Source organism: Pseudomonas sp. MAFF 730105 (assembly GCF_055380705.1).
In genome coordinates this window covers 4034166-4058138 of sequence record NZ_AP018438.1, presented here as the reverse complement: position 1 = coordinate 4058138, position 23973 = coordinate 4034166, and the positions used below count along the sequence as shown (strand labels likewise).

Annotated in this window: 25 protein-coding genes and 2 pseudogenes; 16 read left to right on the top strand and 11 right to left on the bottom strand. The window is 55.1% G+C overall.

What is annotated here, in order from left to right:
- Positions 1-4 precede the first annotated feature (4 nt).
- Both dmeF and PCOSP_RS17360 read left to right on the top strand, forming a co-directional pair.
- Positions 5-931 carry a CDF family Co(II)/Ni(II) efflux transporter DmeF gene (dmeF, locus tag PCOSP_RS17365; protein WP_464709145.1) on the top strand — a complete coding sequence of 309 codons (927 nt, stop codon included), beginning with the start codon at positions 5-7 and terminating at the stop codon, positions 929-931.
- Between the two features lie 27 nt (positions 932-958).
- The gene (locus tag PCOSP_RS17360; protein ID WP_175364036.1) at positions 959-1144 is read left to right on the top strand and encodes a DUF1289 domain-containing protein; all 186 of its coding nucleotides are present in this window, start codon (positions 959-961) and stop codon (positions 1142-1144) included.
- Positions 1145-1236: 92 nt separating this feature from the next.
- Here PCOSP_RS17360 and PCOSP_RS17355 read toward each other — a convergent pair whose 3' ends face one another.
- The 3 genes from PCOSP_RS17355 to PCOSP_RS17345 all read right to left on the bottom strand — a co-directional run bounded on the left by PCOSP_RS17355 (position 1237) and on the right by PCOSP_RS17345 (position 3736).
- Positions 1237-2862 (bottom strand): methyl-accepting chemotaxis protein, encoded by a 1626-nt coding sequence (locus PCOSP_RS17355; protein ID WP_175364035.1) that lies wholly within the window; start codon positions 2860-2862, stop codon positions 1237-1239.
- Between the two features lie 299 nt (positions 2863-3161).
- Positions 3162-3554, bottom strand: a complete 393-nt coding sequence (locus PCOSP_RS17350; protein ID WP_464709143.1) for a hypothetical protein — start codon at positions 3552-3554, stop codon at positions 3162-3164.
- Between the two features lie 56 nt (positions 3555-3610).
- Complete coding sequence (locus PCOSP_RS17345) at positions 3611-3736, bottom strand: hypothetical protein (protein WP_464709142.1); 126 nt, start codon at positions 3734-3736, stop codon at positions 3611-3613.
- A 220-nt stretch (positions 3737-3956) separates the two neighbouring features.
- Here PCOSP_RS17345 and PCOSP_RS17340 point away from each other — a divergent pair, with 220 nt between their 5' ends.
- The 8 genes and pseudogenes from PCOSP_RS17340 (at position 3957) to PCOSP_RS17305 (ending at position 10951) form a co-directional block, all read left to right on the top strand.
- Entirely contained in the window at positions 3957-4382 is a 426-nt protein-coding gene (locus PCOSP_RS17340) for a hypothetical protein (RefSeq protein WP_464709141.1), read from the top strand.
- A gap of 240 nt (positions 4383-4622) precedes the next feature.
- Positions 4623-5615 carry a hypothetical protein gene (locus PCOSP_RS17335; RefSeq protein WP_464709139.1) on the top strand — a complete coding sequence of 331 codons (993 nt, stop codon included), beginning with the start codon at positions 4623-4625 and terminating at the stop codon, positions 5613-5615.
- A 2-nt stretch (positions 5616-5617) separates the two neighbouring features.
- A complete protein-coding gene (locus PCOSP_RS17330) occupies positions 5618-6247 on the top strand; it encodes a DUF2997 domain-containing protein (protein WP_464709138.1) in 630 nt (209 codons plus the stop codon).
- The gene (locus PCOSP_RS17325; protein WP_464709137.1) at positions 6248-6769 is read left to right on the top strand and encodes a 4Fe-4S single cluster domain-containing protein; all 522 of its coding nucleotides are present in this window, start codon (positions 6248-6250) and stop codon (positions 6767-6769) included.
- A 27-nt stretch (positions 6770-6796) separates the two neighbouring features.
- A complete protein-coding gene (locus PCOSP_RS17320; protein WP_464709136.1) occupies positions 6797-8407 on the top strand; it encodes an AAA family ATPase in 1611 nt (536 codons plus the stop codon).
- A gap of 649 nt (positions 8408-9056) precedes the next feature.
- A pseudogene (locus PCOSP_RS17315) lies at positions 9057-9482 on the top strand (transposase); the annotation flags it as partial.
- A 193-nt stretch (positions 9483-9675) separates the two neighbouring features.
- Complete coding sequence (locus PCOSP_RS17310; RefSeq protein ID WP_218938881.1) at positions 9676-10221, top strand: TetR/AcrR family transcriptional regulator; 546 nt, start codon at positions 9676-9678, stop codon at positions 10219-10221.
- A 253-nt stretch (positions 10222-10474) separates the two neighbouring features.
- Complete coding sequence (locus PCOSP_RS17305; protein ID WP_024777265.1) at positions 10475-10951, top strand: nuclear transport factor 2 family protein; 477 nt, start codon at positions 10475-10477, stop codon at positions 10949-10951.
- A gap of 1031 nt (positions 10952-11982) precedes the next feature.
- On the opposite strand, the gene PCOSP_RS17300 is transcribed toward PCOSP_RS17305, so the two are convergent.
- The 3 genes from PCOSP_RS17300 to PCOSP_RS17290 all read right to left on the bottom strand — a co-directional run bounded on the left by PCOSP_RS17300 (position 11983) and on the right by PCOSP_RS17290 (position 13519).
- Complete coding sequence (locus PCOSP_RS17300; RefSeq protein WP_139650331.1) at positions 11983-12237, bottom strand: DUF2790 domain-containing protein; 255 nt, start codon at positions 12235-12237, stop codon at positions 11983-11985.
- Between the two features lie 111 nt (positions 12238-12348).
- On the bottom strand, positions 12349-12819 hold the full coding sequence (gene cynS, locus PCOSP_RS17295) for a cyanase (protein ID WP_041024129.1): 471 nt from the start codon (positions 12817-12819) through the stop codon (positions 12349-12351).
- Positions 12820-12859: 40 nt separating this feature from the next.
- On the bottom strand, positions 12860-13519 hold the full coding sequence (locus PCOSP_RS17290) for a carbonic anhydrase (protein ID WP_139650330.1): 660 nt from the start codon (positions 13517-13519) through the stop codon (positions 12860-12862).
- Between the two features lie 110 nt (positions 13520-13629).
- Here PCOSP_RS17290 and cynR point away from each other — a divergent pair, with 110 nt between their 5' ends.
- From cynR to PCOSP_RS17275, 3 genes and pseudogenes are all read left to right on the top strand, one after another.
- The gene (cynR, locus tag PCOSP_RS17285; RefSeq protein ID WP_175364045.1) at positions 13630-14520 is read left to right on the top strand and encodes a transcriptional regulator CynR; all 891 of its coding nucleotides are present in this window, start codon (positions 13630-13632) and stop codon (positions 14518-14520) included.
- Positions 14521-14532: 12 nt separating this feature from the next.
- Positions 14533-14943, top strand: a pseudogene (locus PCOSP_RS17280) (site-specific integrase).
- A gap of 197 nt (positions 14944-15140) precedes the next feature.
- A complete protein-coding gene (locus PCOSP_RS17275; RefSeq protein WP_139650329.1) occupies positions 15141-15596 on the top strand; it encodes a hypothetical protein in 456 nt (151 codons plus the stop codon).
- Here PCOSP_RS17275 and PCOSP_RS17270 read toward each other — a convergent pair.
- Positions 15529-16338: an HD domain-containing protein gene (locus PCOSP_RS17270; RefSeq protein ID WP_464709135.1), complete on the bottom strand. Its 810-nt coding sequence runs from the start codon at positions 16336-16338 to the stop codon at positions 15529-15531. The two genes, PCOSP_RS17275 and PCOSP_RS17270, sit on opposite strands and share 68 nt — an antisense overlap.
- Positions 16339-16382: 44 nt before the next feature.
- Positions 16383-17288, bottom strand: a complete 906-nt coding sequence (locus tag PCOSP_RS17265; protein ID WP_464709134.1) for an AraC family transcriptional regulator — start codon at positions 17286-17288, stop codon at positions 16383-16385.
- A 108-nt stretch (positions 17289-17396) separates the two neighbouring features.
- Between PCOSP_RS17265 and PCOSP_RS17260 the strand changes: the two genes are divergently transcribed.
- The gene (locus PCOSP_RS17260) at positions 17397-17738 is read left to right on the top strand and encodes a carboxymuconolactone decarboxylase family protein (protein ID WP_024780206.1); all 342 of its coding nucleotides are present in this window, start codon (positions 17397-17399) and stop codon (positions 17736-17738) included.
- A gap of 146 nt (positions 17739-17884) precedes the next feature.
- On the top strand, positions 17885-18244 hold the full coding sequence (locus PCOSP_RS17255) for a GFA family protein (RefSeq protein ID WP_464709132.1): 360 nt from the start codon (positions 17885-17887) through the stop codon (positions 18242-18244).
- A gap of 249 nt (positions 18245-18493) precedes the next feature.
- Here PCOSP_RS17255 and PCOSP_RS17250 read toward each other — a convergent pair whose 3' ends face one another.
- The 3 genes from PCOSP_RS17250 to syrB1 are packed head-to-tail and all read right to left on the bottom strand — an operon-like array spanning position 18494 to position 22562.
- The gene (locus PCOSP_RS17250; RefSeq protein ID WP_139650326.1) at positions 18494-19705 is read right to left on the bottom strand and encodes an alpha/beta fold hydrolase; all 1212 of its coding nucleotides are present in this window, start codon (positions 19703-19705) and stop codon (positions 18494-18496) included.
- Between the two features lie 59 nt (positions 19706-19764).
- On the bottom strand, positions 19765-20700 hold the full coding sequence (syrB2, locus tag PCOSP_RS17245; RefSeq protein WP_139650325.1) for a syringomycin E biosynthesis L-threonyl-[L-threonyl-carrier protein] 4-chlorinase SyrB2: 936 nt from the start codon (positions 20698-20700) through the stop codon (positions 19765-19767).
- A gap of 17 nt (positions 20701-20717) precedes the next feature.
- Positions 20718-22562, bottom strand: coding sequence for a syringomycin E biosynthesis L-threonine--[L-threonyl-carrier protein] ligase SyrB1 (gene syrB1, locus PCOSP_RS17240; protein ID WP_464709131.1), 1845 nt, complete (start codon positions 22560-22562; stop codon positions 20718-20720).
- Positions 22563-22908: 346 nt separating this feature from the next.
- On the opposite strand from syrB1, the gene PCOSP_RS17235 reads away from it, so the two are divergent.
- Entirely contained in the window at positions 22909-23970 is a 1062-nt protein-coding gene (locus tag PCOSP_RS17235; protein WP_139650323.1) for a TauD/TfdA family dioxygenase, read from the top strand.
- Positions 23971-23973: the final 3 nt, after the last annotated feature.

Below are 23973 nucleotides of genomic sequence, written 5' to 3'. Positions count from 1 at the left end.
TACCTTGAGCACTCATTCCGTTCATAGCCACAATTTCCTGGGCGCCGCTCACGACGCCAATGCCAAGCGCACATTGTGGGTGGTGACGCTCACCGTCGTGATGATGGTGGGCGAGATCGCCGCCGGTTACATCACCGGCTCGATGGCGCTTCTGGCGGACGGCTTCCACATGGCAACCCACGCCGGCGCACTGGGAATCGCGGCGGCGGCATATGCTTACGCACGCAAGCATTCGGAGAATTCCGCCTACAGTTTCGGTACCGGCAAGGTGGGTGACCTGGGAGGGTTCGCCTCCGCGTTGATCCTTGGCCTGATTTCGTTAGGCATCGGAGTCGAATCGGTCCTTCGGCTTTTCGAACCGTCCCAGGTGCAGTTCACAACGGCGACCGTGATCGCGGTCATCGGACTGTTCGTGAACATTGCCAGTGCCTTGCTTCTGGCCGGGGGCGGTCATGATCACGGTCATTCCCATGATCACTCCCATGGCCATCACGGCCACTCCCACGGCCAGGACAACAACCTGCGCTCCGCTTATGTCCACGTGCTCGCCGATGCAGTCACGTCAGTCATGGCCATCGTTGCGTTGCTGGCCGGCAGGTTCCTGGGGTGGGTATGGCTCGATCCGCTCATGGGGATTGTTGGGTCGCTCGTCATTGCCCGCTGGGCGTGGTCCCTGATGAAAGATACCGCGTCGGTGCTGCTGGATAAGACGGATGAGCACGTCGCCGAAGAAATCCGGGAGCTCCTTGATCAAGCAGCCCAGTTCCAGATAACCGACCTGCATGTATGGCGGGTGGGACCTGCAGCGCGTGCCGCCATCGTCAGCGTGCAGGGGCCGCGAGGGTTTTCTGCCGATGAGGTGCGTGCCACGTTGGTTGCGGTCCATGAGGTGACTCATCTCACGATCGAATACAGGACGCTGGGAAACTAGCCGCTCGCCATTATTTCCGGAACAAGCATGGCCAAAGACATTGAAAATCCCTGCGTTTCACTTTGTCAGTTGAACAGTGAGATGTGCGTGAGTTGTGGGCGTACCAGGGACGAAATACGCAAATGGCGGAGCATGAAACGGCCCGAGAAAATCACCACCGTGCAGAAAGCGTCCGCTCGGATGAAAAGCATTAAAAAGAAGAAGGCGAAATAGCCCGGGAAAGGGTGAGTACCCGCTTGGAAATGGGCCAAGGCGGTGATTCCCTGGAAGCCCCTGTCCGGACCTTCCAGAGAGACGGCGAGTGGTCAAGTCTTGAAACGCAGCACCAGGTTGTTCAGGTTCACTGCCAGTTGCGACAGCTCGTTGCTGGCAATGAGGGTTTGACGGGTTCCTTCGCTGCTTTGCACCGCCAGATCGCGAATACTGACCAGGCTTCGATCCACATCACGTGCTACATGCGCCTGTTGCTCGGACGCCGTTGCGATTTGCAGGTTGCGTTCGTTTATCTCCAGTACGGCATGGGTGATTTGTTGCAAGGATTGCCCGGCGTCTTCGGCAGTTTTCCGGGTGCTATGCACCTCCTGGGTGCTTTTGTGCATCGACTCCACCGTGGCAGAAGAGCCTGCCTGGATCGCCGCGATCATCTGTTCGATTTCCTGGGTGGAGGTTTGCGTACGATGCGCCAAGGCGCGGACTTCGTCGGCAACCACGGCGAAGCCTCGACCTTGCTCGCCTGCTCGCGCCGCTTCGATGGCGGCGTTCAATGCCAAGAGATTGGTCTGCTCGGCAATGCCCCGGATGACGCTCAACACTTTGCTGATGTCTTGGGCTTGGCCGGCCAGCGCCAGCACTTGTGCGGATGAACCTTCCACCAGGCTCGTCAGGTTGCGCATGGCCGCCAGGGTTTCAGTCACACGTTCATTGCCCAAGTCTGCCGACAGGCTCGACTGCTGGGCTGCCTGAGAGGTTGACGTAGCATTGCGGGCCACTTCTTCAACGGCCGCACTCATCTCGTTGACTGCGGTAGCGGCTTGCTCGATTTCGCTGTTCTGTTGCTGCAATGTCCGGTCAGCGCTTTCAGTAATGGACGTCATTTCGACAGCGGCAGTGCTCAGTTGCGTAGATGCACCGGAAATCTCCAGGACAGTTCGCCGCAGCTTCTCCGACATGATGTTTAGCGCCTGCATCAGACGGGATGCTTCATCTTTCCCGGTAACCTCAAGCTGCCGGGTCAGATCCCCTTCGGCAATGTCTTCAGCCAGTTTCAGCGATGTATTGATCGGATCGACAATGCTGCGGGTCAAGGCGATAGCGAGGAAGATGGTGAGAATCAGCGCGACGACTACCACAATCATCAGGACGTTGACGCTATGGCTATACACCGCCGTTGCAATGGCGCCTGACTGCTCCGTCTCTTTTGCGTTCAGCTCGCGCATGAGCGTGAGTTTTTCTTGATAGGCCGTGGCGCGGTTTGCCTGCTCGGAGTTGGCTAAGGCAACGGCCTTGTCATGGTCGGAAGTGTCCAATGCAATGACTTGCTTCAATCCATCGATGTAGGTGTTCATCGCGATTTGAGCGTCATCGAGCTGCGCGCGGTCCTCATCGCTTGTAATCAGATTCTGCCGATAGTATTCGCTGCGCGACTGCAGGGTCTCCATGGCTTGTCGTACTTTGGCTTGCGACGCGCTTTTGACTGAGGGATCGGTGCTGGCCAGCATTCTGATGCTCTCGAGGCGAGCGTGCAGAAGTGCAATTTGAATGTCATCGACCACTTGAATGCTAGGCAGTGATTTTTCTTCTATGTCTTGTTCTGCGGCGCGCAATTGACCGACTTGAACGTAGGAGAAGCCTCCCAGCCCGATCAAAAGCAAGGTGATAGCACCGAAGCAGAATGCAGCTCTGCGCGCGATATTGAGCGATCTCAAATTCATGTTTGGCTCCGGTGGCGTACCACGTAACGCCTTCGAGAGCTGGCCCTTCGCCAGCGATTACAGGGTTGGCGAAAGCGGATGAAAATTTTGTGAGCTGTTTGTGGTTTTTTTGAGAATCATGAGATGGCCCGAGATTCAGTCGAGCAGCGCTGGAGCGACTCCAGGCTTCTGGCCGGCTGTAGCCTCTCGCGAGTGGTAGAAAGTGGCCAGAAGCTGCCTTCACAACAGGCAGAAATCGCCCAAAAGCGGTCAGCGGCTGCTTCCGCCCCATAGCAGGACGGGCAAATTTCTCGGCGACCTTAATCCCGGGAACGATGCAGGCCCATTACGTCCCGCCAGTACAACGTACTCTCATACTGGAAGGTTAGCAGGAAGAGGGATGAGCAAATTTGAGCAATGGACTCAGCGATTTTTTCCAATTCGCTCATAGATGACTGACCCTCAGGTTCAGGACCTTTGATTCTAATGCTGCAACGCAAACCGACTTTGAATTCAAGCCCTTTCTTGTCTTCGGCGTATATCGTGAAGTCAGTGGTTTCGTCTTCTGCTGTCAGCCTTAGCCCTGAGGCGAAGACGGCCACCAAAGCGCCGTTCAGATTATTGACCTCTATCGCACCGGCCTTTATCAATGCCATGCTCAGCATCGGAACCATCAAAACGCTATCAGCTTCTATGTGCAGATCAAGACTCATTCACCCCCACCCCTTTCATTTCAGTCCCCTTTCATTTCATGGCAAAAAAATGACGTCTAAGCGCTCGTTTTCTTCCACCCCTTAGCTTGTGCCCGCAAGCGTCGAGCCAACACATCCATCAAGTCATAGCCGTCGCGCAAGGGGATGGCGAGCAGCGGCGAAAAATCCTTGAGCATCACCATGTCGCAATCGAGTGTGGCGCGAAAGGCGGTATTTCCGGTGCCTTTTCAACGAATCGTCGCCAAGCAGTGGGCGGCAACTATATGCAGGTTGGGGAGCTACGGCCCTCATATCCGATCATGGAACTTATCCACAGATTGATGTCAATATGATAGCCTTTTATCGCGAATTATCTTGGATCAATAAGCGCCGGGGGCGCCCTGGCAATCAATGGAGAGGAAGATGAAGGTCATTATTGCAATGTTAATGATGTTAAGTGGATACGCTTATGCTGGTTGCGGCAACATCAGCGACAGCGATCAACGCAATTATTGCTATGCAAAGACGAAGGGGGAAAGCTGTGGCTCTATCAACGACAGTGACCTGCGTAATACCTGCTATGCCGAAACCAAGGGCGAAAGCTGCGGTAACATCAGCGACAGCGACCAGCGCAATTATTGCTATGCCAAGACGAAGGGGCAAAGCTGCGGCATGATCAACAACAGTGACCTCCGTAATACCTGCTATGCGGAAACCAAGGGCGAGAGCTGCGGTAGCATTAGCGACAGCGACCAGCGCCTTTTTTGCTATGCCAAGACGAAAGGGGAAAGCTGTGGCTCTATCAGCAATAGCGACTTGCGCAACGAGTGTGAAGCCATGAAACGCTGATTGACGAGCTCGCCGAACGAACTGGAGTAAGCGGTAAAAGAGCGTCTTCGCATGATCCGTTTTGGATCGAATCGCCACTTTCAGATCGGCAATGGTCGAAATTAGCTCGAAACGTGTGGCTACTTTAGACCATTCTAGTGCGTGATAAACCAAAGATCGTCATGTAGTATAAAACGATGAGTAGTTCTACAATCATCCCCTCCCTGCCGCGCTTCTACATCAAATCTAGAAGGTTTGTGAATGATAAAGACTATCCCGATGTGGGCTATGATGATGGCCACCAAAGGTAAGAAAACCGGACTTGCAGTACTGGCATCTTTACCTATTTTTATCGTTACTGGTACGTGGATGTTTATTGACGGGTTGCAAAATGGGCAAAAGCGCCAAGCTGCAATAGGGCTAATTTGTCTGACTTTTTTTGGTGCATGTACCCTGCTATTTGCACCTTCAAAAAAATATATTCCCGGCAAAACATTTCAGGGTTATAGAGATAAAAAACTCAGCACAAAAACGGCCATAAATTACGGTTACGGGATCATTGTTTTCATTTTAGCAGTTTTTGTATTTCTTGCGCCGGAACACGCGTCGAATGCAATAGGTTATGGATTAATAGGCCTCTTTAGTCTTTATGTTCTGTCAAAAAGCTTAAAGTTTCATGCCGATATCGATTTTTCGACCAATGAATACTTGGCAACCGCTCTGGGATTTCCTGTAGGGGAGAAAATTCTGGTTAGCTACCAGAATTTTGATGCGGACGAGGTTGAAATTGGTAGCAATGCTTTTGCCGCAACAGCGACAAGATTAACTGTAGCAACGTTTGATGGTGAGCTCTGGAGAAAACTGTCACGGGATCTGAGTCAGGTCTCGCGCATTGGCGTCATTGGCGATGAAAATCAAAATTACTTCGTTAAATTACAATTCAATGATGGAGCCGATGTTTTGTTGCGCATTGGACTATATGAAAAGCTCACATCAAATCCAACTCTGGTAATAAGAAGGCTGTTGGAAACGATTGATGCAGGTCTCCTTGGTGATAGTGGTGCATCGCCGGCAGCCCAAAGACGTCGAGTGGTTGTCAACTCTGGAACACCAACCTCGGGTTCAAAAACCGTTGCGCCTGAGGCTACGCTTGTATCCAAGGCACCTATGCGCAACATTGAGGTTGCCCCCGACGTATTAATTGCTATCCAGAACGCTGAAGAAGATGTTCTCCGTCGCAGGCTGGAGCTTTAACAATGTCTCATTGTACAACGTTTGAATTTTCTTATGTTGATGAAGAAGCTATTGCCAAAGCGTTCGGCAAGATGGGCCTTAGCCCAACGACCGATCTGGTTTCGGTATTTGTCAGCGACTTCAGTAAAAAGGTGTTGAGCAAAATAGGTTACATGGGCAAGCAACAATTTAGAGCTATTTGTGGTCAAGCGGATAACTACAATCTATTTGTCTGCCAAATTGAGAAGGACTCCTATAAACTCCTCATCGAACGTGGAACTCTTTCGGCCGGCGATGAAACGATAATGACTGATTTGGCTTTAAAATTTCAGAAAGCCTACATCAGCGTCGCCATCGATGAAACCATCAAGCGCATAGAAGCATCAGGTGTTCCAGCAAGAGTGAAAGAAACTCTTCAAGGGTTCGAGATTGAATTTGGACCTAACCACGAATACAGCATTTATGTCACCTTTACGGGCGATAAAGTTACGGAGGAAGTGCGTGGGGTGAAAGGAGATATCTGCATAAAACTTACTGAAGAGCTTGAATCTCTACTTTCTAGCCCTACTGCGGAGCTTATGACTGAGTGGAAACCGGAATATACCGTAGTCCATGAAGAGCAAACCCTTCAAATTCTCAGTGCGAATTTCTAAATGAAAATCAACGTACACCATATGGAGTTGAGCCGCGTTAACGGCCCCGGGTTACGCTTGACATTATGGGTGCAGGGTTGTGCGCTGAATTGTAAGGGCTGCTTCAATCAGAGCACCCACCCTCGCGAAGCGAGTACGCTGATACCTATTTATGAATTGGCACAGAAGATAAATGCATTAGACATCGCTGGGGTTACCCTCTCTGGAGGGGAGCCGCTCGATCAGGCGCCGGCCTTGGAGCAATTAATACAGGCCGTGAATGGCGAGAAAGACTGGGTACTTTATACAGGCTATACGCCAAAAGAAATATTCCAGAATGAAGCCATGATTCGAGTTGTTAAAGTCGTAGACCTGACGCTGGCGGGGCGGTATCGACATAACGCGAAGCATCCCTATCAGCACAAGCAGATTATTAAAACCAGTGACAGAGTCAGTGTTGATTTTTTTCGTACAAGAAGAGTCGTCGAGTTTGCTATTTCAAATTCTGGCGTTACCAAAACCGGTCTTCCGATGCATGGATAACTCAGTTCAAGAGCAGGGGTAATAGGCATGAGGCGTACCAAGCAGATAACAGATTACCTCAAAGCGCGTTATGCGATTTTGGTGATTGAAACTTTCGAGGAAGAGCGTGCGCTCAATGAAGTTTCTGAAATTGCCAAGGCGCTTAGTCATCGTTTGTTCGTTTGGAACTCGACGCTGGGGGTCCAGATAAATGGCGTCGTGGCTGGGGATAAAACCTTTGATCTGAAAATGGCCTTGGACTTTTGCGAAGAAAAAGCGAAAGAGGAGGGCAGCAAAAATATTTTTGTTTTTTGTGATGCTCATAACTACCTTACCTCAAGCTCAAATCCTGTCTATCGTCGTCGGCTTCGAGATTTGGCCATTAATATCCGCTCTCGTGGATATCGCAGCAACTGCATTGTCGTGGCGCCCAGCTTTGAAATTGCCAATGATCTTCAAAAGGAAATCACGTTGATTGATTTTCCTTTGCCATCAAGAGATGAAGTTAAGGATCAGATAAATAATTTTGTTAACTCCTGGCAAGGCAGTAACAACATTAAAATTGATCTCTCTGGCGAAACCAAAGATAAACTTATTGATGCCGCTTTGGGCCTCACGGGATTAGAAATTGACAATAGCTTGTCTCGCTCGCTGGTATCCAGCCTGAGTTTAAATGAAAGTACAGTAAAGGATCTGCTTTCCGAAAAAAAGCAAATTATACGGAAAACAGGTATTTTAGAATACATTGATTCAAAAGTAAGTCTTGAGGATGTAGGCGGCCTGGCAACGCTTAAGAAGTGGCTCCATTTGCGTAGCCAGTGTTTTGGACAGATTGCTAAGGATTTCGGTGTCGGAACCCCGAAGGGGCTGCTCTTAACTGGAGTTCCTGGTTGCGGTAAGTCTCTAACGGCGAAATGCGTATCGTCGTCATGGAATATGCCCTTATTACGTTTGGACATGGGAAAAATATTCCAAGGGGTGGTTGGCTCTTCAGAATCCAATATCCGTTCAGCACTACGTACTGCCGAAGCTATTTCACCCTGCATCCTATGGATCGATGAAATTGAAAAAGGACTTTCCGGCTCTTCCGGAGGATCATCTGATGGGGGCACGGCTACACGCGTATTCGGCACACTGTTGACTTGGATGCAAGAAAAAACGGCGCCTGTTTTTGTGTTTGCTACCGCAAATAACATCAACAACTTACCTCCGGAGTTGTTGAGAAAGGGGCGATTCGATGAAATATTTTTTGTTGATTTTCCGTCGAAACTGGAAAGAAAGAAGATTCTTGAAATACATTTGAAAAAATTGAGACGAGACCCAGAAAAATTTGATTTGGATCGTTTGTCTGCTCTAGGGGGCGAGTCGAATTTTGGTAAAGACGTTGTGCTTTCTGGTGCTGAAATCGAAGCTTGGGTTGGGGACTCGCTGATTGAAGCATTCTCACGACGGATGAATAACCCTGATGATGTAAGCGACCTGACCATGGTTGATTTTGAAACTACTATTTCGCGTTTAGTACCCATGAGCAAAATGCGCAAAGACGAGTTTATAAAACTTCGTGATTGGGCGAATCAAAATGCAATTAGCGCTTCAGCTATGGTTGTCGGTCAGAATGATACGGAAACTCAAATCGGCGGCAGGAAAATTGATTTTTAATTTGCGGTGATTTTTCAGTGGGTATGGCTTTATTCTCCATATCGCGGCTGATGGCCTGGACGGGGCAACATTTCTTCCCTCGAAACAGAATTCCGAACTGCTGGATTTGGATTTCGGTGAGCGAGGCAGCTATCGGCTCAAAGCGTGCATGCGCGAAGGGCTGCTTCTGGCCGATCCTGTTGAAAAAGTCGGCATTCGGATTCAGTTCTTGTAGCGAATCGATCCGTCGCGGAATGCCGTCAGAGTTTGGGGCATCATGACAACCCTAGAAAACTGAGACTCGAAGATGAATCACGAACTTTGGCAGGAACCTGATGGTTGTTAGACCTTTTGCCTAGCTGGTGCTCACGGTGATAGTGCGCGTGCGCTTATGCATTCAGAAGCAAAGCTTGTTTGGGAGGTCGAGGCTGAAAGTCATTTCGAGGCGATGACTAAATATTATGCGCACATGCAGTGGGGTGAATACCTGACTCACTTTCCTGAACAAGGCATGACCCCCTACAGAAAACTAGGTTGGGAATGACCAGCCATGGTCAGATCTCTGCCCGCGCGAACATAGCTCAAACACAGCACAGCGCGTCGGAAAAATTAGTGCTTCCCGCCGACGCGGAAGACAATCTGCACATCGGCCAGCGGGAGGATTCGCAGCATGATGGGACAGTTATCGAGTGGGCAGGAGCGGCTGTTTTACTCGTTCAACCTTGAAGACCACATCCCAACAAATCATCTGCTGCGCAGCATTGATCGATGTCTCGATCTGAGTGACCTGCGCCACTACCTCGCCGATTTCTATAGCCCGATCGGGCGTCCTTCGATTGATCCTGAGCTGATGATCCGCATGCTAATCGTGGGCTATTGCTATGGCATTCGCTCCGAACGGCGCTTGTGTGAAGAGGCCCATTTGAACCTGGCGTATCGCTGGTTCTGCCGGTTGAGCCTTGAGGATGAAGTACCTAATCACTCGACGCTTTCCAAGAATCGACACGGCCGTTTCCGGGACAGCGATCTGTTTCGCTGGCTGTTTAATGAAGTGCTGCGTCGCTGCATGGACGCAGGTCTGGTCAAAGAGCTGGGGCTGATGCAGCAGAAAAAGCAGGCCAGTGCAGTTCGAGAAACTGAGCGACAAGGTTTTTTGTCGCAGACTGGATGCATCAGGCCCGGCTATGCGGTCCCTCGTATCGTCAGTGCTCGACAGTCGCTCAAAAAAAATTCAAGCGAGGCTTGACCGAGGAGAACGATCGTTCTACATTGAGTCCGTGGAGATGAAAATGACAGATACCCGAGAAAAGATTCTAACGACCGCTGAGAAACTTATTTATCAGAATGGCATTCATGCGACGGGCATGGATCTTCTGGTGAAGACCTCAGGTGTCGCTCGCAAAAGTATTTATCGCTATTTTTCGACCAAAGATGAAGTGGCAGCTGCTGCACTGAATGCTCGTGATGTACGTTGGATGCAATGGTTCAGAACGGAATGCGACAGAGCGGATACTCCGCAAGAGCGTATTCTCAATATATTCACGGTGCTCAAGGGATGGTTTGAGTCAGACGGATTTCGAGGCTGCGCTTTCATTAATACTGCCGGAGAAGTTGGGGACCCCGATGATCCTATTCGCCATATTGCCAAACTGCATAAGCAGAAATTACTCAATTACACACTCGAGCTGACCGAGCAGTTGAATACGGAGCACCCAGTCGTCTTGGCGAGACAACTGCTCATATTAATCGAAGGCGCAATCACCATGGCGCGCGTGATGGGCGATTACAGTGCCGTCGATGACGCAAAAAAAGTTGCACAGTTGCTGATTGAATAGGTGTCGCTTCAAGAAAGTGACTTTCTGACATCTTCGCAAGACGTGCGGTTCAAATATGCCCCTGACGCATATTAGTCTGCGTGGCTGCTCGTATCCGTTCGCATAGCTGGATTGTTGAGATGCTGATGTAAATCGCGATTATCGTGACGCGTTGATGTTGTGATGATGATCGCTGAAAGAAAGTTGTACCGCTCTGCTGAGTTCCGAAAACGTTAAATAAACCGATACATCCAATTGTCCTGGAGGCACTACCATGTCCAATGCACAAACTCGTCCGCCACTTCCTCCGTTCACTCGTGAAACGGCGATTGAGAAAGTCCGACTCGCTGAAGATGGCTGGAACAGCCGCGATCCCGAAAAAGTATCGCTTGCCTATACACTGGATACCAAATGGCGCAACCGAGCGGAATTTGCTACCAACCGCGAAGAAGCCAAAGGTTTCCTTACTCGCAAATGGAAAAAAGAGCTTGATTATCGCCTGATCAAAGAGCTCTGGGCGTTTACCGACAACCGCATCGCTGTACGTTACGCATACGAGTGGCATGATGATTCAGGTAACTGGTTCCGCTCTTACGGTAACGAAAACTGGGAATTCGAAGCGGATGGCCTGATGCACCGTCGCTTCGCCTGCGTGAACGACATGCCTATCAAGGAGAGCGAACGCAAGTTCCATTGGCCACTGGGACGCCGCCCAGATGACCATCCAAGCCTGTCTGACCTCGGTCTGTAAATATTTCAACCGACCTGATCCTTTTGTTGAAAAGGCTCAGGTCGGTTTTTGAGCCTAACGCTATAAATAGTTTCTTCATCAAAAATTCTCTAACCCGTAACCGCCCGCAGTCCCTCCAAAGTTCTATCCTCCAATTCTTTGCCGGTCCTATCCAGCTCTTCCACCTGCCAACGATCCTCACCGCCTGCTTCGCGAAAGGTCTAGCGGTCGCAGTTTTCCAGCCATGAGTCTATTACTGAAGTCCTCTAGCAATGCCTGCTCCATCAGGTCCATCCATGAGGCTGCAAAGGCTTCGTAAGGGTTCTGAGGGCAGCCGGCTAAAGCAGGCATCAGTACCGGCGGGACAGACGAGAGGTGCGTAATTTTCAGGCACTACCGTTTAGGGAAATAGAGTTACCTGCACTTTTGTGTACTCGATTCTCAATGTGATGCTCCATGATTGATCTGGACTATACGAATCAAGTCCAGTCGGCGCGGTGCTGTGGCCCTATTCTTAACGGCGGCAACTGATTCCCCGTAATGCACGAGGTGGTAGCAAGTTGTTTCTCAGATCCATGCGCAGCCAAGTGGTGCGCGCTGATGACTGCCGCACTTACAGACTGAACGCAATCCATCTCGCTCAAGCAACAGCGCTCGTGGTCGTATGGCTTCCCCGCCTGAAGACACGGCAAGGTGTGCTGGCCCGAATAGAGGATTCAAGGTAAGGGTTCCGCTTCTGATTTTGCCTTACGTCGACATGAGAGTGACAGAAGTGCCACGTTGGCCGATTTCCTCTCGCTACTCCGTTTGTAGCAAGCGGGAACTCGCGGTGAGCTGGATTTTGGCAGTCAGCCGTTGGCGGTTCTTGGTAGTGGATACGGACTGAGTAAATGCACTTCCGTGCTATTACTGCCGAGTAGAGGCGGGAAGCGCGCTGTATGGGCGCAAGTAGCGAAGAGTTATTTTCTCAGAAGGACAGGAGACAGCGGGTGTTTGAGCCCCCGTCCCTGGCGCCGAGCGATCTAGCGCCAGATGAGCGGACGGGAGAAGAGTCAATTCGTACAGCCGGTACCTATAACGTGGTACTCCATGATGTGCCGGTCGCCCTTGGAGTCGTCGTAAGTCATCTGCGCCGGCACTACATCGCAGCTATCGGGTATCTGAGTAATCGACACAATGTGAGCGATGTCCAGGTGTTGAGAGTAGCGATAGGGCTCGACCGTAATATGCGCAGTCTGAGTATCTTGCTCATCGGCCATAGCGACAGAGCCAATGGAGCCTAGGAGTAACACGAGTAACAGTTTCATAGTGAACACCTGTAGTGAGGGCGTGAGAAGACCAAAGCACTTGAGCGGTGCTCAGTCGTAAAAAGGGTTGAGGTGTAGCCCGGTTGCCGTCAGACGCCGGGCTGACTTACATCAGAAAGGCTTGGTAGGCAGGTACTTGCCGTCCAGGGTGATCACAGCGCGATGGCCGCCCTCCGGATCTTCGACTTTCTTGATGTCCAGCTTGAAGTTGATGGCACTGATGATGCCGTCGCCGAACTTTTCGTGAACCAGAGCTTTGAGGGTGGTGCCGTATACCGACATCATTTCGTAGAAACGATAGATAGTCGGGTCGGACGGTACGCCGTCAAAAAAACTGCCGCGAACTGGCATCGATTGCAGCAAAGCGACTTGATCAGCATCAAGCTCGAGTTTCTTGCCCACGACGTGGGCGGCGCTGGAAGGCAGCGGATGCTGGCCGAGCAGGGCGGCAGTGACGAAGGCTTCGGACAGGCCGGTGCCGTCAACGATCTCGGCGAAGGACAGGTCCTTGCGAGCCTTAGCCAAAATGATGGTTTCGGTCAGTTCTTGGCGCGCGGTGCGGGTGGCTTGAGTCTGGATCATGGCGAATCTCCTAGGTTAGTAAGGGTTACAGGTACGGGTTTCAGGCGACGTGCCTGGCTTGCTGGGAAACGGCGTGAACTTCGGGGTTGTCTGCGAGGGGCACGAAAGTCCCGGTATTGCCATCGAAGGCATCGATACGCCCGCTCTCGATGTCATAGATCCAACCATGCAGGGTGACGCGGCCTTCTTCGAGAGCCAGGCGAACGGATGGATGTGTCTGGAGGTTGGCCAGTTGCGCGATGACGTTTTCACGCACCATGGACGTAACTTTGCTCGGTAGATCCGCATGTTTGCGGGCTTCGTTAACCACCTTGGCCGAGTCGGCGTAACGGAGCCATCCGGCAACGGCAGGCATGTGATCCAGACACTTGCACGTTGCTATGGCGGTCATCGCGCCGCAGTCGGAGTGGCCGCAGATCACGATGTCTGCGACCTGGAGAGCGGCGACCGCATATTCAACAGAGGCCGAAACGCCACCCGGCTCCGGGCCATATGACGGCACGATGTTGCCGGCATTGCGGATTACAAACAGATCGCCTGGCTCGCGCTGGGTGACGAGTTCAGGCACCAATCGGCTATCTGAGCAAGAGATGAACAACGCTCTTGGGCTCTGCTGATTAGCCAAGTCCTTGAACAGTTTGACCCGCTCAGGGAAGGCGTTTTTTTGGAATTTCAGAAAACCGTCGATGATCGCTTTCATGGTTGCTGTCTCAATGTCTCTGGGTGTGAAACAAAGATTAAGCAACACATTACATAAGATAAAAGTCTCATTTATTATGGTGTGCATCAGATTATCTTATGAGTGAAATCATGCTTGCTCGTCACATCCAATACTTCCTCGCGGTTGCGGAACATCTCAGCTTCACGAAGGCCGCAGCGGCGCTGCACGTGTCTCAGCCAGCCCTATCGCAGCAGGTGAAACAGTTGGAAGAAAGTCTTGGAGCCCAGTTGTTCGACCGCTCAGGACGCACAACTCGCTTGACTGACGCGGGAGACGTCTATCTTCTGTATGCGCGCCGTGCTTATCAGGAATTGCGAGATGCTAAAAGCGCCATCCACGATGTGAGCGACCTCTCTCGAGGCTCATTGCGCGTGGCCGTGACGCCCACGTTCACGACTTATCTGGTAGGGCCCGTGATCGAAGCATTTCACTCTCGGTATCCTAAGATCACTCTCAACCTGAAGGAGATTTCCCAAGAGCGCATTGAGGAATTGCTTTTGGTTGGAGAATTGGACGCGGGGATCGCGTTCGATGAAATAAATACACCGAATATTGATGCCATCCCTTTGCTGAACGAAACCCTCGCTTTAGTGGTGAGTCGCAGACACCGCTTGGCCGAGGAGCGGTCCATTGGATTACAGGCTCTGAATGCCGAGTCCCTGATTCTGCTCAGCCCAGAGTTTGCAACCCGCGAACAAATCGATCGCTACTGCCGCAAACACGCGATTCGCCCTCAGGTGCAAATGGAGGCCAATGCCCTCGGTGCAGTGATCGAAATCGTTCGTAGGACGAATCTATCGACTTTATTGCCGGCTAAAATCGCGTTGGCCCATGACGATCTGGTGGCCATCGCACTGGAGCCTGAGCGCTTGCAGCGCACCGCCGTCCTTTTGCGGCGCAAAGATGCCTTTCAGAGCGCAGCGATGCGAGTTTTCATCGAGGTGGCTAAAGAGGTATCCGTTCAGCTAAATGTGCAATAGCTGTGCTCGTCAATCTGGACGGAGCTAAGCCCAGCCTGTGACGTGGTAATAACAGGCTCAATAAAAAAACAGACTGCACCACTCCGACTGAGAGATATCTGGGCCATCCGAGTAAGGCTTCAAATTGCGGAAAGAACCCGAGACCTGGCTCTCTTCGATCTGGATACATCGGGCCCAGCTACGCAGCGAGGACTGCTTTTTTCCTAGCCGGCTGCATACTTCAGACCATCTATCCACTCGTCAATACGGTCGTATCGTCAAAGACTGGGGTGAAAGCCGTACGGCTTGATCCGGCAATGTATGGCACCCACACAATGAGACGAACGAATCACTGATCTATCGTAGGACGAAGACCGGCGGGCGGTTCAGTTATTACTCGGCCATACGAGATGGCGGAACAGACTGAGGTTTGACCATGCATAGCGACGGTCGAAGTCAGACCGTCGCTAACCGGCCAGAAGCGGACAAATTAATGTGACAGATATCCAGAGCCAGGGGTATCAGTCAGCAAGCGGAACAAACCAACGCCGTTGTAGTCTTCAAGTGTGCCCCAGGCAACAGGCTGTTCTTACCGGGGGCGGTCCGCAACGCTGGAGTATTTTTTACATAGGAGGTTTCGGGTGCCCTGGAAATCAAATCTTGTAGTGCTTGCCCTGTCTGCCGTTGCCTTTTCGGCGCAGGCCCAATCTGATCGTGAAGTGGTCGAGGACATGGTGACCCGCTCGGCCAACGTCTGCCCAGGCCACAGCACCGAGCGCACCACGCCCACGGTGAAGGCGGTACCTGTCGGCGCGTTGCGGGTCATGCTTGATCGCGGCCTGGTGATGTGTCCCGACCGGCGTCTTGATGTCGATGCACCTGCCGTGTTTTACGGGAGGGTTGGCGTATTCGGGTGGAACCCTGAAGTGCCTGCAAGCTCGGAGGTGATCGTCAAGCAGATCGACACCATGACCCGCAAGGACGAGTACCCATCGGACACCTTGGTTTGGGATGCGACGGGTATGCCCCTCAAGCAGCGCACTGTGCCGGCTTTCGAACCCAAGTCAGGGGCTGCTGTGCTGTATCGGATACGGTAAGCCCTGTCGACGAGGCGCGTGCAAGTAAGCGCCGATGCTGCTGCATGAATCCGATGTCAATCGAGACGGCCGATGGCGCGGGCAAGATTTGCGCGTGCCTGCTGCTCGAATGCGTCGAAGTAGGGGCGGTGGCATAAATGCGGTCGCGCGTTAGAAAGCCCTCCAGGATCTGACGTCGCTTTTGGCGATATATAGACATCGGCACGTGCAGGTACTCGCGGCGGACCTGTTGGTCGTACTCTTCGAACCGCTCGAACGACGCCCCGAGGATCGCCAGATCCGTGTCCACCAACACCGCCTCGTCTAACGACTGCGGGGCACTGTCGTGTCGCGTCGCCATGACCAGGTCGTAAAGCCTGCGGCGCGTTTCGTCGTCCAGGCCACTATCACGGGCCACTTCGTCCAGCCATTGGGCGCTGCGCAACTCGTTGTCGCTGCGTAGGGGGTCGTAGATCGCGTCGTGGAACCACAGCGCGAGGTCGACTACGGCGGGTGCCTGGCAGGCCGCGTTGACGAGTCGACGCACCTGGAGGCACTCAGCCAAATGCTGGCGGTTGTGGTACGCGCGGTGTGGCTCGTCGTAATGTCGAATGAGTTCCTGGTGTGCCTCTCGCGGTACGCATCTGACCCCAAGCTCCGTCCAGACGCGAGCCCAGGCGGTAAAACCCAGTGCGTCAGGCGCGTCGAGATCGTCGGGTGTCCTGACTCGGAATAGGCTGTTTTCTTCTGGCTGTTCCGTCATTGCTGCTCCTGCGCATTAATGTAGCGCTCTACCCGGACGATCAATTACATCCCACGCCGCACCCGCCCCGGCGCCTCACCATATACCTCCTTGAACTTCTTACTGAAAGCCGCCTGGGATTGATACCCCACCTGGGATGCAATGTCAGTCAGTCCCAAGTGCGAATGGCTCAGCAGGCTGAAGGCCAGTTCCATTCGAACCTGCGTCAACAAGACCCAAGGCGAAACGCCGGCTACCCGCACGAAAGCCCGCATGAACGTTGCACGGGACATGCTCGCAATCTCGGCAAGCGCATCCACTGTCCATTCGTAGCCCGGGTCCGCCAGCATTGACTGCCAGGCGCGGCCTAGCTGCTTTTCGGACAACAAGGCCAGGGTGCCGGTGTGTTGGCCGTGGCTCGCGAGGTGAGCGCGCAGGATCAGGGTGAACAACGCTTGGGACAAGGCATCGAGTAAGAAATGCGCCCCAACCTGATCGCTATCGGCTTCACCTCGCAACATGTCGACCAGGGCCGGCAGGGGAGCGCTTGCAGGGAGAGCCGCACTGGGTATCACGAGATGTTCGGGGAGGGCGCTGAACAACAGGGAGGCACGATTGTAGTGAAAACTTCCGCAAAGCATGTCCAGGTCCGTGCTCCCGCGGCCAATGCGGTAAAGCGGCAGCGTTCCACCGGACACCAGCCTCGGGGTTTGCGGCTCAGCCGTTCTTCCGAAGCCATGCAGGAGGTGCGGTGCCCCACGAGGCAGAAGCAGAATGTCTCCTGCGCGCATTGGCAGGCGCTGGCCGTCCGGAAGTTCGACGCGGCACTCTCCCGTCAACACAATGTGATAGGGCGCTTTTCCCAAGGCTTCCTGCTGATGATCGAGTGCCCAATCGCCTTGAAACTGACACCGCAGATCCACACTGCCTCGCACGTTGGCCAAGCTGATGAGTTTATCGATCGAATTCATTTGAGCGCTTCGCATAAAAATTTGAGCGGATCGGACAAACTCGAATCTCGCCCTGGAGGGAGACTGAGCCTGTCGAAACAGTACACCAACTTGCTCAGGAGTCATGCGATGTTCAACAACTGGTCCGAACTGCTACCCACCATTCAGAAGGCTTTCGGCTCGCTCGGAAAAAGCAACCCGAAAATGGTCAAGGCCTACATGGCCCTTGGCGAAGCCTCCGCCGAAAACGATGTGCTGGATGGGAAAACCCGAGAATTGATTTCGATTGCCGTCGCTGTCACCACTCGCTGCGACGGCTGCATCGCGGTTCACGCGGACGCGGCGATCAAGGCTGGAGCGAGCCGCGAAGAAGTGGCGGCTACCTTGGCAACCGCCATTTCGCTCAACGCTGGCGCTGCCTACATCTATTCGTTACGCACGTTGGAAGCGTACGACTCGCTGAAAAAATAAAGCCTGCGGGTGCAGGCACCTGGCCTCGGTACCGTGCGGTATCGGGGCTTTTTAATGCCTGCAGGATCTTCGAACCTCCGACGCAACGCGGCGGGTAATCCACTACGATGAGGCGGCGAACTCACTGACAATGGAGATTACCCACGATGAACTACACGGGCGCCTGTCACTGTGGAGCGGTTGGCTTTGCTTTTGAGGCCGAAATTGAAGAACTGATCAGTTGCGACTGTTCGCTGTGCAGCAAGCGCAATGCGTTGATGGCTACGGTGCCGCGGGAGCAGTTTCGCATCAGCCGTGGTGAAGACGTGCTACGTCTGTATCGCTGGAACAGCGGCGTGGCCCAGCATTACTTTTGCGGGACATGCGGTATCTATGTGTACCACCGACGGCGTAGCAATCCTGAGATTCTCAGTGTGAATGCGTGCTGTATCGATGGGTTGGATTACCGCGCAGTGCCGTTGCGTCATGTCGATGGCAAGAGTAGAAGCGTGGTCAGCCCGCCTTGAGCACACTGCCTGTTCAACCACAGGGTGCCGACCTCAATGGTTGGCACCGTGCTCAGGTCATGAGTCCAAAGGCGGGCAGAGCGTGATGCCAGCTAGCGGCGCAAACCCTGTGGGAGCAAAGCTTGCTCGCGATAGCGGCAGACCAGTCAAGATTGTTGCTGACTGACGTACCGTAGTCGCGAGCAAGCTTTGCTGCCACAGGTTTGAGCCTTGATTGACTGGCATCAGGGCAGGCCTCTGTCTTGCAGCTCAGACGGCGACCGATTCCAGGGTCGATTCAAGGAAGCGGAAGGCGGTCTGTTTCGAGTGATGGGTCGACTCGAAGAATGCCAGGTGACTGCCGTTGCTCTCCACGTGCAGCAGTGCGTCGCTGATGGACTCGGCAATGCGCTGGGAGCCGCCGATGTGGGTGGTTTCGTCGGCGTCGCCGGCGACCACCAGTGTCGGTACGCTGATCTGCCCCAACCGTGACTGCAGTTCGGTCTTGTTCAACGCATCGTTGAGCCGCGCATAACGGTAGAACAGCTCCTCGTTGACATAGGGATAGAGCGCCGCATGGGCGATCGAGTCCGGGATGGTCGCCAGTGTCGCCTGGTCCAGGAATAACGCCTGCAAGTCGCTGGCTTCGTTGCGGTCGACGGCGGCCGACTCCATCAGCCATTCGAAATTCTGCTGATGGGCGGTGCGCAGGCTGTTGTCGCCCAAGTTGTAGTCGCCGTGCCACAGGCTCAGGGAGTTCACCCGCTCAGGGTGGATGGCTGCCGCGCTCAACGCGATCACCGCGCCGCCGCAAATCCCCATCAAGTGCGCATTGGGCAGCTCGTAGTGGTTCATCACGTTGATCAGGTCGCCGACCTGGGCATCGGTGTCCACGGAGAGCTGGTCGAACGAGGTGCAGGAACCGAACAGCCCCCGGGTTTCCCAGGTGACCACGAAGAATCGCTCGCTCAGGGCGTTGAACCAGTCGCGACACAGGTCGAACGGCATGCCGCAGGGCAATGCCAGGACGATCGCCGGGCGGTTCTGATCCGTGCTGGCATGCACCGACAACGCAACGTTGTCGCGGGTGATCAGGTGCACCGTTTCAACCTCGGGCACCGAACCACTGAAATCGAAGTGTCTGACCAGGCGCCCGAATTCCCTGACGCTTTCGAACTCGTCGAAGTGGTCATAGGAAAAATCCAGCGCCTGGCAGATTTTCTTGCTGATAAACATCTCGAAGGAAGACAGCTGCGCCTCGCCATCGTGCACGTACTGCACGGCTTTGACACCGATGCGTGCGAAGGTGGCGCTGACCGCCCGTTCCGTGGCTCTCACGCTGGGGGAGGCCTGGTCGGGTGGCGGCTCATTTGCCTGAGCGAGAAAGCTCAGGCAAATGGGATCGGGCAGATGGATGGCAAGGTGCCTAAGCATCCTCACGGTCTCGCACAGGCGCGTCGCTGCGTCAGTGGAAATAGTCATGGATTGGGGGACTCCTGTCAGGCACGTTACGCATGCCACTGTCTTATGGCACTGAAAAATCAGACCGCTTCGAATTTCTTGCCTCGGGTGGTATGGGTGACAAGGCGGTTGTATTCCGGGGTCTTGTCCCCGATCACCTGGACCGCGCCGTATTTCTCGAGGCTGATGCGACCGCCGTACTCCTCGATGTGCTCGGAGTCCGGGTAGATCTTCACGAAGGACGGGACATAGCGTGAGGCGAAGCCCATGCGCATGTCCTGGGACTCGCCGCTGTGGGGGTAGGAGGCGTGCATCAGGGTCGACCAGAAAATGATGAACTGGCCGGCCTTCATCTGCATCGGCACGGCGGCGGACTCGTCAGGCTTGAAGTCCTCGTCGATCTGCAACTGGCGATAGTCGTAGCCGAAGAAACCACGGCGCACGCCATCTTTGACCACCGAGCTGTTGTTGGCATCGGGATCGTAGGCCATACGTTTGGTTTCGTCGTAGTTCATGCTGTTCTGGGTGCCAGGAATGAACTGCAGGCAACCATTGGCAATGTTGGCGTCGGTGAACGCGGTCCAGACGGTGATGGTGCCGCCGAAGTCTTCATTCTCCGGCCACAGGATCTGTGGCTTGCCCGAGGCGTTGGCGAAGGTGTCGGCCTGGTGCCAGTCGGTGCCTTCGTCACCTGGGTATTTGGGGAAGAACTCGGTGCGCCAGCAGAGTACATCCGGACCGAGGATGCTTTCGACGCGGTCGCAGATCTGCGGACGGCAGATGTGGCTGGCGAGGAATTCGTCGTCCAGGTGGCGATCATAGTTGGCGATGTTGGTGCCGGCGGAAATCGCATCCAGGTCCTGGTAGGCCGCGGCACTGCGGTCGAGCAGGCGCAGGCGGGTGCGTTTCCAGGTTTCTTTCATTTCTTCGGGGGTATAGGCGTCAAAAGGACCGATAAAACCGTTCTTCTCGAAGGACGCGCGTTCTTCCGGGGTCAAGGCGAATTTCTTGCTCATGGGCTGTTCCTTTTCGGTCAATGGGCTTGGACAAGGGAGCGCTGGATGCAGTCGGCCAATACTTTGGCGGTCGCACCGTTGGCCAGCACACCGGGGTCCAGGTTGACCTTGTAGTGGGCCTTGAAGGTGCTCAGGGAGCGAATCAGTGCCAGGGAGGTACCGCCAAAGTCGAAGAAGTCATCGTTCAGGCCGATGTTCTTCAGACCGATATCCTGCGACCAGACCTTGAGCACGAACTGCTCCTGCTCGGTAAGGCCGTCGACCGCATGTTGCACGGTGGCTTCAACGGATTCGGGCGAGGGCAGGCGTTGCTTGTCGATCTTGCCGTGATCGGTGACCGGCAGTTGCGCCAGGGGGATGTACGCCGACGGACGCATGTAGTCCGGCAGGTTGGCGGCCACCAGCGCGGCGACTTCGCTGCGGGTCTGTTCGGTCCAGGCCTTCACGCCCTGGGCCGGTACTACGTAGGCGACCAGGCGCCAGTCGCCGTCGCCGTAGTCGTGACCGGCCACATGGGCGGCGGCCACGGCGGGGCTGGTTTGCAGGCAGGCTTCGACCTCGCCGGGCTCGATGCGGAAACCGCGGATCTTCAGTTGCTCGTCGCAACGACCGGCGTAGCGGTACTCGCCGTCATCGCCCAATACCACCAGGTCGCCGGTGCGATAGGCGCGGCTTGACGTCCCCGGCAGTTGCACGAAGCGCTCGCTGTTGAGGGCCGGGCGGTTCAGGTAACCCAGCGCCACACCGGCGCCTTCGATGTACAACTCACCGGCGGTGCCCTGGGGTACGGGTTGTTGATCAGCATCGAGCAGGTTCAGGCGCCAGCCATCCAGCGGGGCACCGATCGAGACCATGGCCGCGCTTTCCAGGTCCTGGCCCAGCACGCGCTTGAAGGTGGTGTGCACCGTGGCTTCGGTGATGCCGTACATGTTGATCAGCGCAGGCTTCCGGTCGCCATGGCGTTCGACCCAAGGGCGCAATACCGTGGCCGGCAGCGCCTCGCCGCCGAAGACCACGTAGCGCAGCGCCAATGGCGCCTTGGCCTGGCGGTCCGCCTCTTCGAGGCCACGGAAGGCAGAGGGGGTCTGGCTCAGGACGGTCACGCCCAGATCGACCAGCCATTGACGGGTGGCGGTTGGCGAGCGCGACACATCGTAAGGCACGACGGCCACGTGGCCACCGTGGGCCAGCGCGCCCCAGATCTCCCAGACCGAAAAATCGAAGCCGATGGAGTGGAACATCGACCAGACGTCGTGCTCGTTGAAAGCGTATTCACGTTGAGTGCTTTCCAACAGGCGGCTGACGTTCGCGTGGGCCACCAGCACACCCTTGGGCTCACCGGTGGAGCCGGAGGTGTAGATGACGTAGGCCGGCGCCTGGTCGGGGTTGCGACGGTCGACCTCGCCAATCGGTTCCAGTGCCGGGCCGGCCAGCAGATCGGCCAGGGGCAGGACGCGCACGGACGGGCTTTGCGCCAGGTCGGCGGGCTCGCCGATCATCAGGCTCAGGCCGCTGTCGCGCACGATGTGTTCGACGCGCTTGCCGGGGTATTGCGGGTCGACCGGGACATAGGCGCCGCCGGCCTTGAGGATGCCCAGCAGGCTGACGACCAGGTCGACGCTGCGCGTCAGGCTCATCCCGACCAGCATGCCGTCCTTGACGCCTTCCTGGCGAAGACGCGCTGCCAGTTGCGACGAGGCCGCATCGAGTTGCGCATAACTCAACGCGCGAGTGGCGTCGGAGACGGCCGTTCGCTCGGGAAATTCACGGGCCCGGGCGGTAAAGATTTCATGCAGGAATGCACCGGGCGTGAGGGGGGCTGGCGCGGGGTTGACCGATCCGCCAGTGTTCTTAATCGGCATGACTAACGCTCCTGTTAATTGCCAGGTGCAGCGTATTTGCGCATTTGCGAAAACCGTTGCACTCGAGACGTCACTGCGGCCCACGGGATCGTTTAATGCGCCTGTGCGATTCGCAGCTGCCGCATTTCAGCACCGACTCATGCCGGCGTCTGTCGCGGGAAATGGGGACAAGCCGCTTTGGGATGAGCGTCGACACCGGTGGTGTAACCGGGGGTGTCGGGTCTGTCCCGGTTTGCGGTGCCAGACATCACCGTGGATCAGTGTTTTTATCCTTGCCCGACAGTGGGGCGCATTGGTTTTGCCCCGTACGACGTGGATCCGAGGATCCGTGGTTCAGGAGTTATTCATGAGTCTTCAAACTAACGCTTCGCCCGTGATGAGCGATGACGGGACGGCGGATTCGCTTTCCTGGCCCGGTCAGCCAGTCGATGGGCAGGTCCGATTGTCGCTGCTCGCCGACGGCCTGAGCCTGCCCGTGGTGATCGAGGCGATCGCCCCTGGCCTGGATCCATCGGAATGGGCCGGCACCCATCGCGAGGCCATCGAGGCCTTGCTGTGTCGCCATGGCGCGGTGCTGTTTCGTGGTTTCGAGCTCGCCTCGGTGCCGGCCTTCGAAGCGTTTGCCGAAGCCTTGTCTCCTGGGTTGCACGGCAGCTACGGCGACCTGCCGAAGAAGGAGGGCGGACGTAACGTCTACCGCTCCACGCCCTATCCCGAACGGGAAATGATCCTCTACCACAACGAGAGCTCGCACCTGGAAAGCTGGCCACGCAAGCAGTGGTTCTATTGCGAACAGCCTTCCCGGGTTGGTGGTGCGACGCCGCTGGCGGACATCCGACAAGTGCTACGGCACCTGCCCGAAGACGTGGTGGCTCGCTTCGCCCAAAAAGGGCTGATGTACAGCCGCACCTTTACCGCTGGCGTCGAACCGAGCTGGGAGTCGTTCTTCGGCACCACCGACCGCGGCGAAGTCGAACGGCGTTGCCAGGAGCAGGGCACCGATTTCGAATGGCTCGACGGCGACAGCCTGCAAGTGCGCACCCTCTGCCCGGCGGTGATCCGGCATCCGCAAACCGGCGAGGCGGCGTTCTTCAACCAGGTGCAGCTGCACCATCCGTTCTGCCTCGGCGAGGAAATGCGCGAAGACCTGCTCGACATGTTCGGCGCGGACCGTTTGCCGCGCATGGTCAGCTACGGCGATGGAACACCGATTGAAGACGAGGTCATGACCCTGGTCGGCGACGCCTATGAGGCCTGCGCCGTCAGGTTCGACTGGCGCAAGGGCGACGTGGTCATGCTCGACAACATGCTGGCCGCCCATGCCCGTGATCCTTACGAGGAGCCGCGCCTCATTGTCGTGGCGATGGGCGAGATGACCGCCCGGGGCGACGTCTGGCAGCCGGCCTGAGCC

What these genes read in the sequence shown, in the direction of transcription:
- cynS (WP_041024129.1), bottom strand. Translation starts at nt 12,819, where the DNA reads ATGATCCAGACTCAAGCCACCCGCACCGCGCGCCAAGAACTGACCGAA.
- PCOSP_RS17335 (WP_464709139.1), top strand. Translation starts at nt 4,623, where the DNA reads ATGATAAAGACTATCCCGATGTGGGCTATGATGATGGCCACCAAAGGT.
- PCOSP_RS17300 (WP_139650331.1), bottom strand. Translation starts at nt 12,237, where the DNA reads ATGAAACTGTTACTCGTGTTACTCCTAGGCTCCATTGGCTCTGTCGCT.
- PCOSP_RS17330 (WP_464709138.1), top strand. Translation starts at nt 5,618, where the DNA reads ATGTCTCATTGTACAACGTTTGAATTTTCTTATGTTGATGAAGAAGCT.
- cynR (WP_175364045.1), top strand. Translation starts at nt 13,630, where the DNA reads ATGCTTGCTCGTCACATCCAATACTTCCTCGCGGTTGCGGAACATCTC.
- PCOSP_RS17260 (WP_024780206.1), top strand. Translation starts at nt 17,397, where the DNA reads ATGTTCAACAACTGGTCCGAACTGCTACCCACCATTCAGAAGGCTTTC.
- PCOSP_RS17235 (WP_139650323.1), top strand. Translation starts at nt 22,909, where the DNA reads ATGAGTCTTCAAACTAACGCTTCGCCCGTGATGAGCGATGACGGGACG.
- PCOSP_RS17355 (WP_175364035.1), bottom strand. Translation starts at nt 2,862, where the DNA reads ATGAATTTGAGATCGCTCAATATCGCGCGCAGAGCTGCATTCTGCTTC.
- syrB2 (WP_139650325.1), bottom strand. Translation starts at nt 20,700, where the DNA reads ATGAGCAAGAAATTCGCCTTGACCCCGGAAGAACGCGCGTCCTTCGAG.
- PCOSP_RS17250 (WP_139650326.1), bottom strand. Translation starts at nt 19,705, where the DNA reads ATGACTATTTCCACTGACGCAGCGACGCGCCTGTGCGAGACCGTGAGG.
- PCOSP_RS17265 (WP_464709134.1), bottom strand. Translation starts at nt 17,288, where the DNA reads ATGAATTCGATCGATAAACTCATCAGCTTGGCCAACGTGCGAGGCAGT.
- PCOSP_RS17345 (WP_464709142.1), bottom strand. Translation starts at nt 3,736, where the DNA reads ATGGTGATGCTCAAGGATTTTTCGCCGCTGCTCGCCATCCCCTTGCGC.
- PCOSP_RS17325 (WP_464709137.1), top strand. Translation starts at nt 6,248, where the DNA reads ATGAAAATCAACGTACACCATATGGAGTTGAGCCGCGTTAACGGCCCC.
- PCOSP_RS17360 (WP_175364036.1), top strand. Translation starts at nt 959, where the DNA reads ATGGCCAAAGACATTGAAAATCCCTGCGTTTCACTTTGTCAGTTGAAC.
- PCOSP_RS17305 (WP_024777265.1), top strand. Translation starts at nt 10,475, where the DNA reads ATGTCCAATGCACAAACTCGTCCGCCACTTCCTCCGTTCACTCGTGAA.
- PCOSP_RS17350 (WP_464709143.1), bottom strand. Translation starts at nt 3,554, where the DNA reads ATGAGTCTTGATCTGCACATAGAAGCTGATAGCGTTTTGATGGTTCCG.
- PCOSP_RS17310 (WP_218938881.1), top strand. Translation starts at nt 9,676, where the DNA reads ATGACAGATACCCGAGAAAAGATTCTAACGACCGCTGAGAAACTTATT.
- PCOSP_RS17255 (WP_464709132.1), top strand. Translation starts at nt 17,885, where the DNA reads ATGAACTACACGGGCGCCTGTCACTGTGGAGCGGTTGGCTTTGCTTTT.
- PCOSP_RS17320 (WP_464709136.1), top strand. Translation starts at nt 6,797, where the DNA reads ATGAGGCGTACCAAGCAGATAACAGATTACCTCAAAGCGCGTTATGCG.
- PCOSP_RS17340 (WP_464709141.1), top strand. Translation starts at nt 3,957, where the DNA reads ATGAAGGTCATTATTGCAATGTTAATGATGTTAAGTGGATACGCTTAT.
- PCOSP_RS17270 (WP_464709135.1), bottom strand. Translation starts at nt 16,338, where the DNA reads ATGACGGAACAGCCAGAAGAAAACAGCCTATTCCGAGTCAGGACACCC.
- syrB1 (WP_464709131.1), bottom strand. Translation starts at nt 22,562, where the DNA reads ATGCCGATTAAGAACACTGGCGGATCGGTCAACCCCGCGCCAGCCCCC.
- PCOSP_RS17290 (WP_139650330.1), bottom strand. Translation starts at nt 13,519, where the DNA reads ATGAAAGCGATCATCGACGGTTTTCTGAAATTCCAAAAAAACGCCTTC.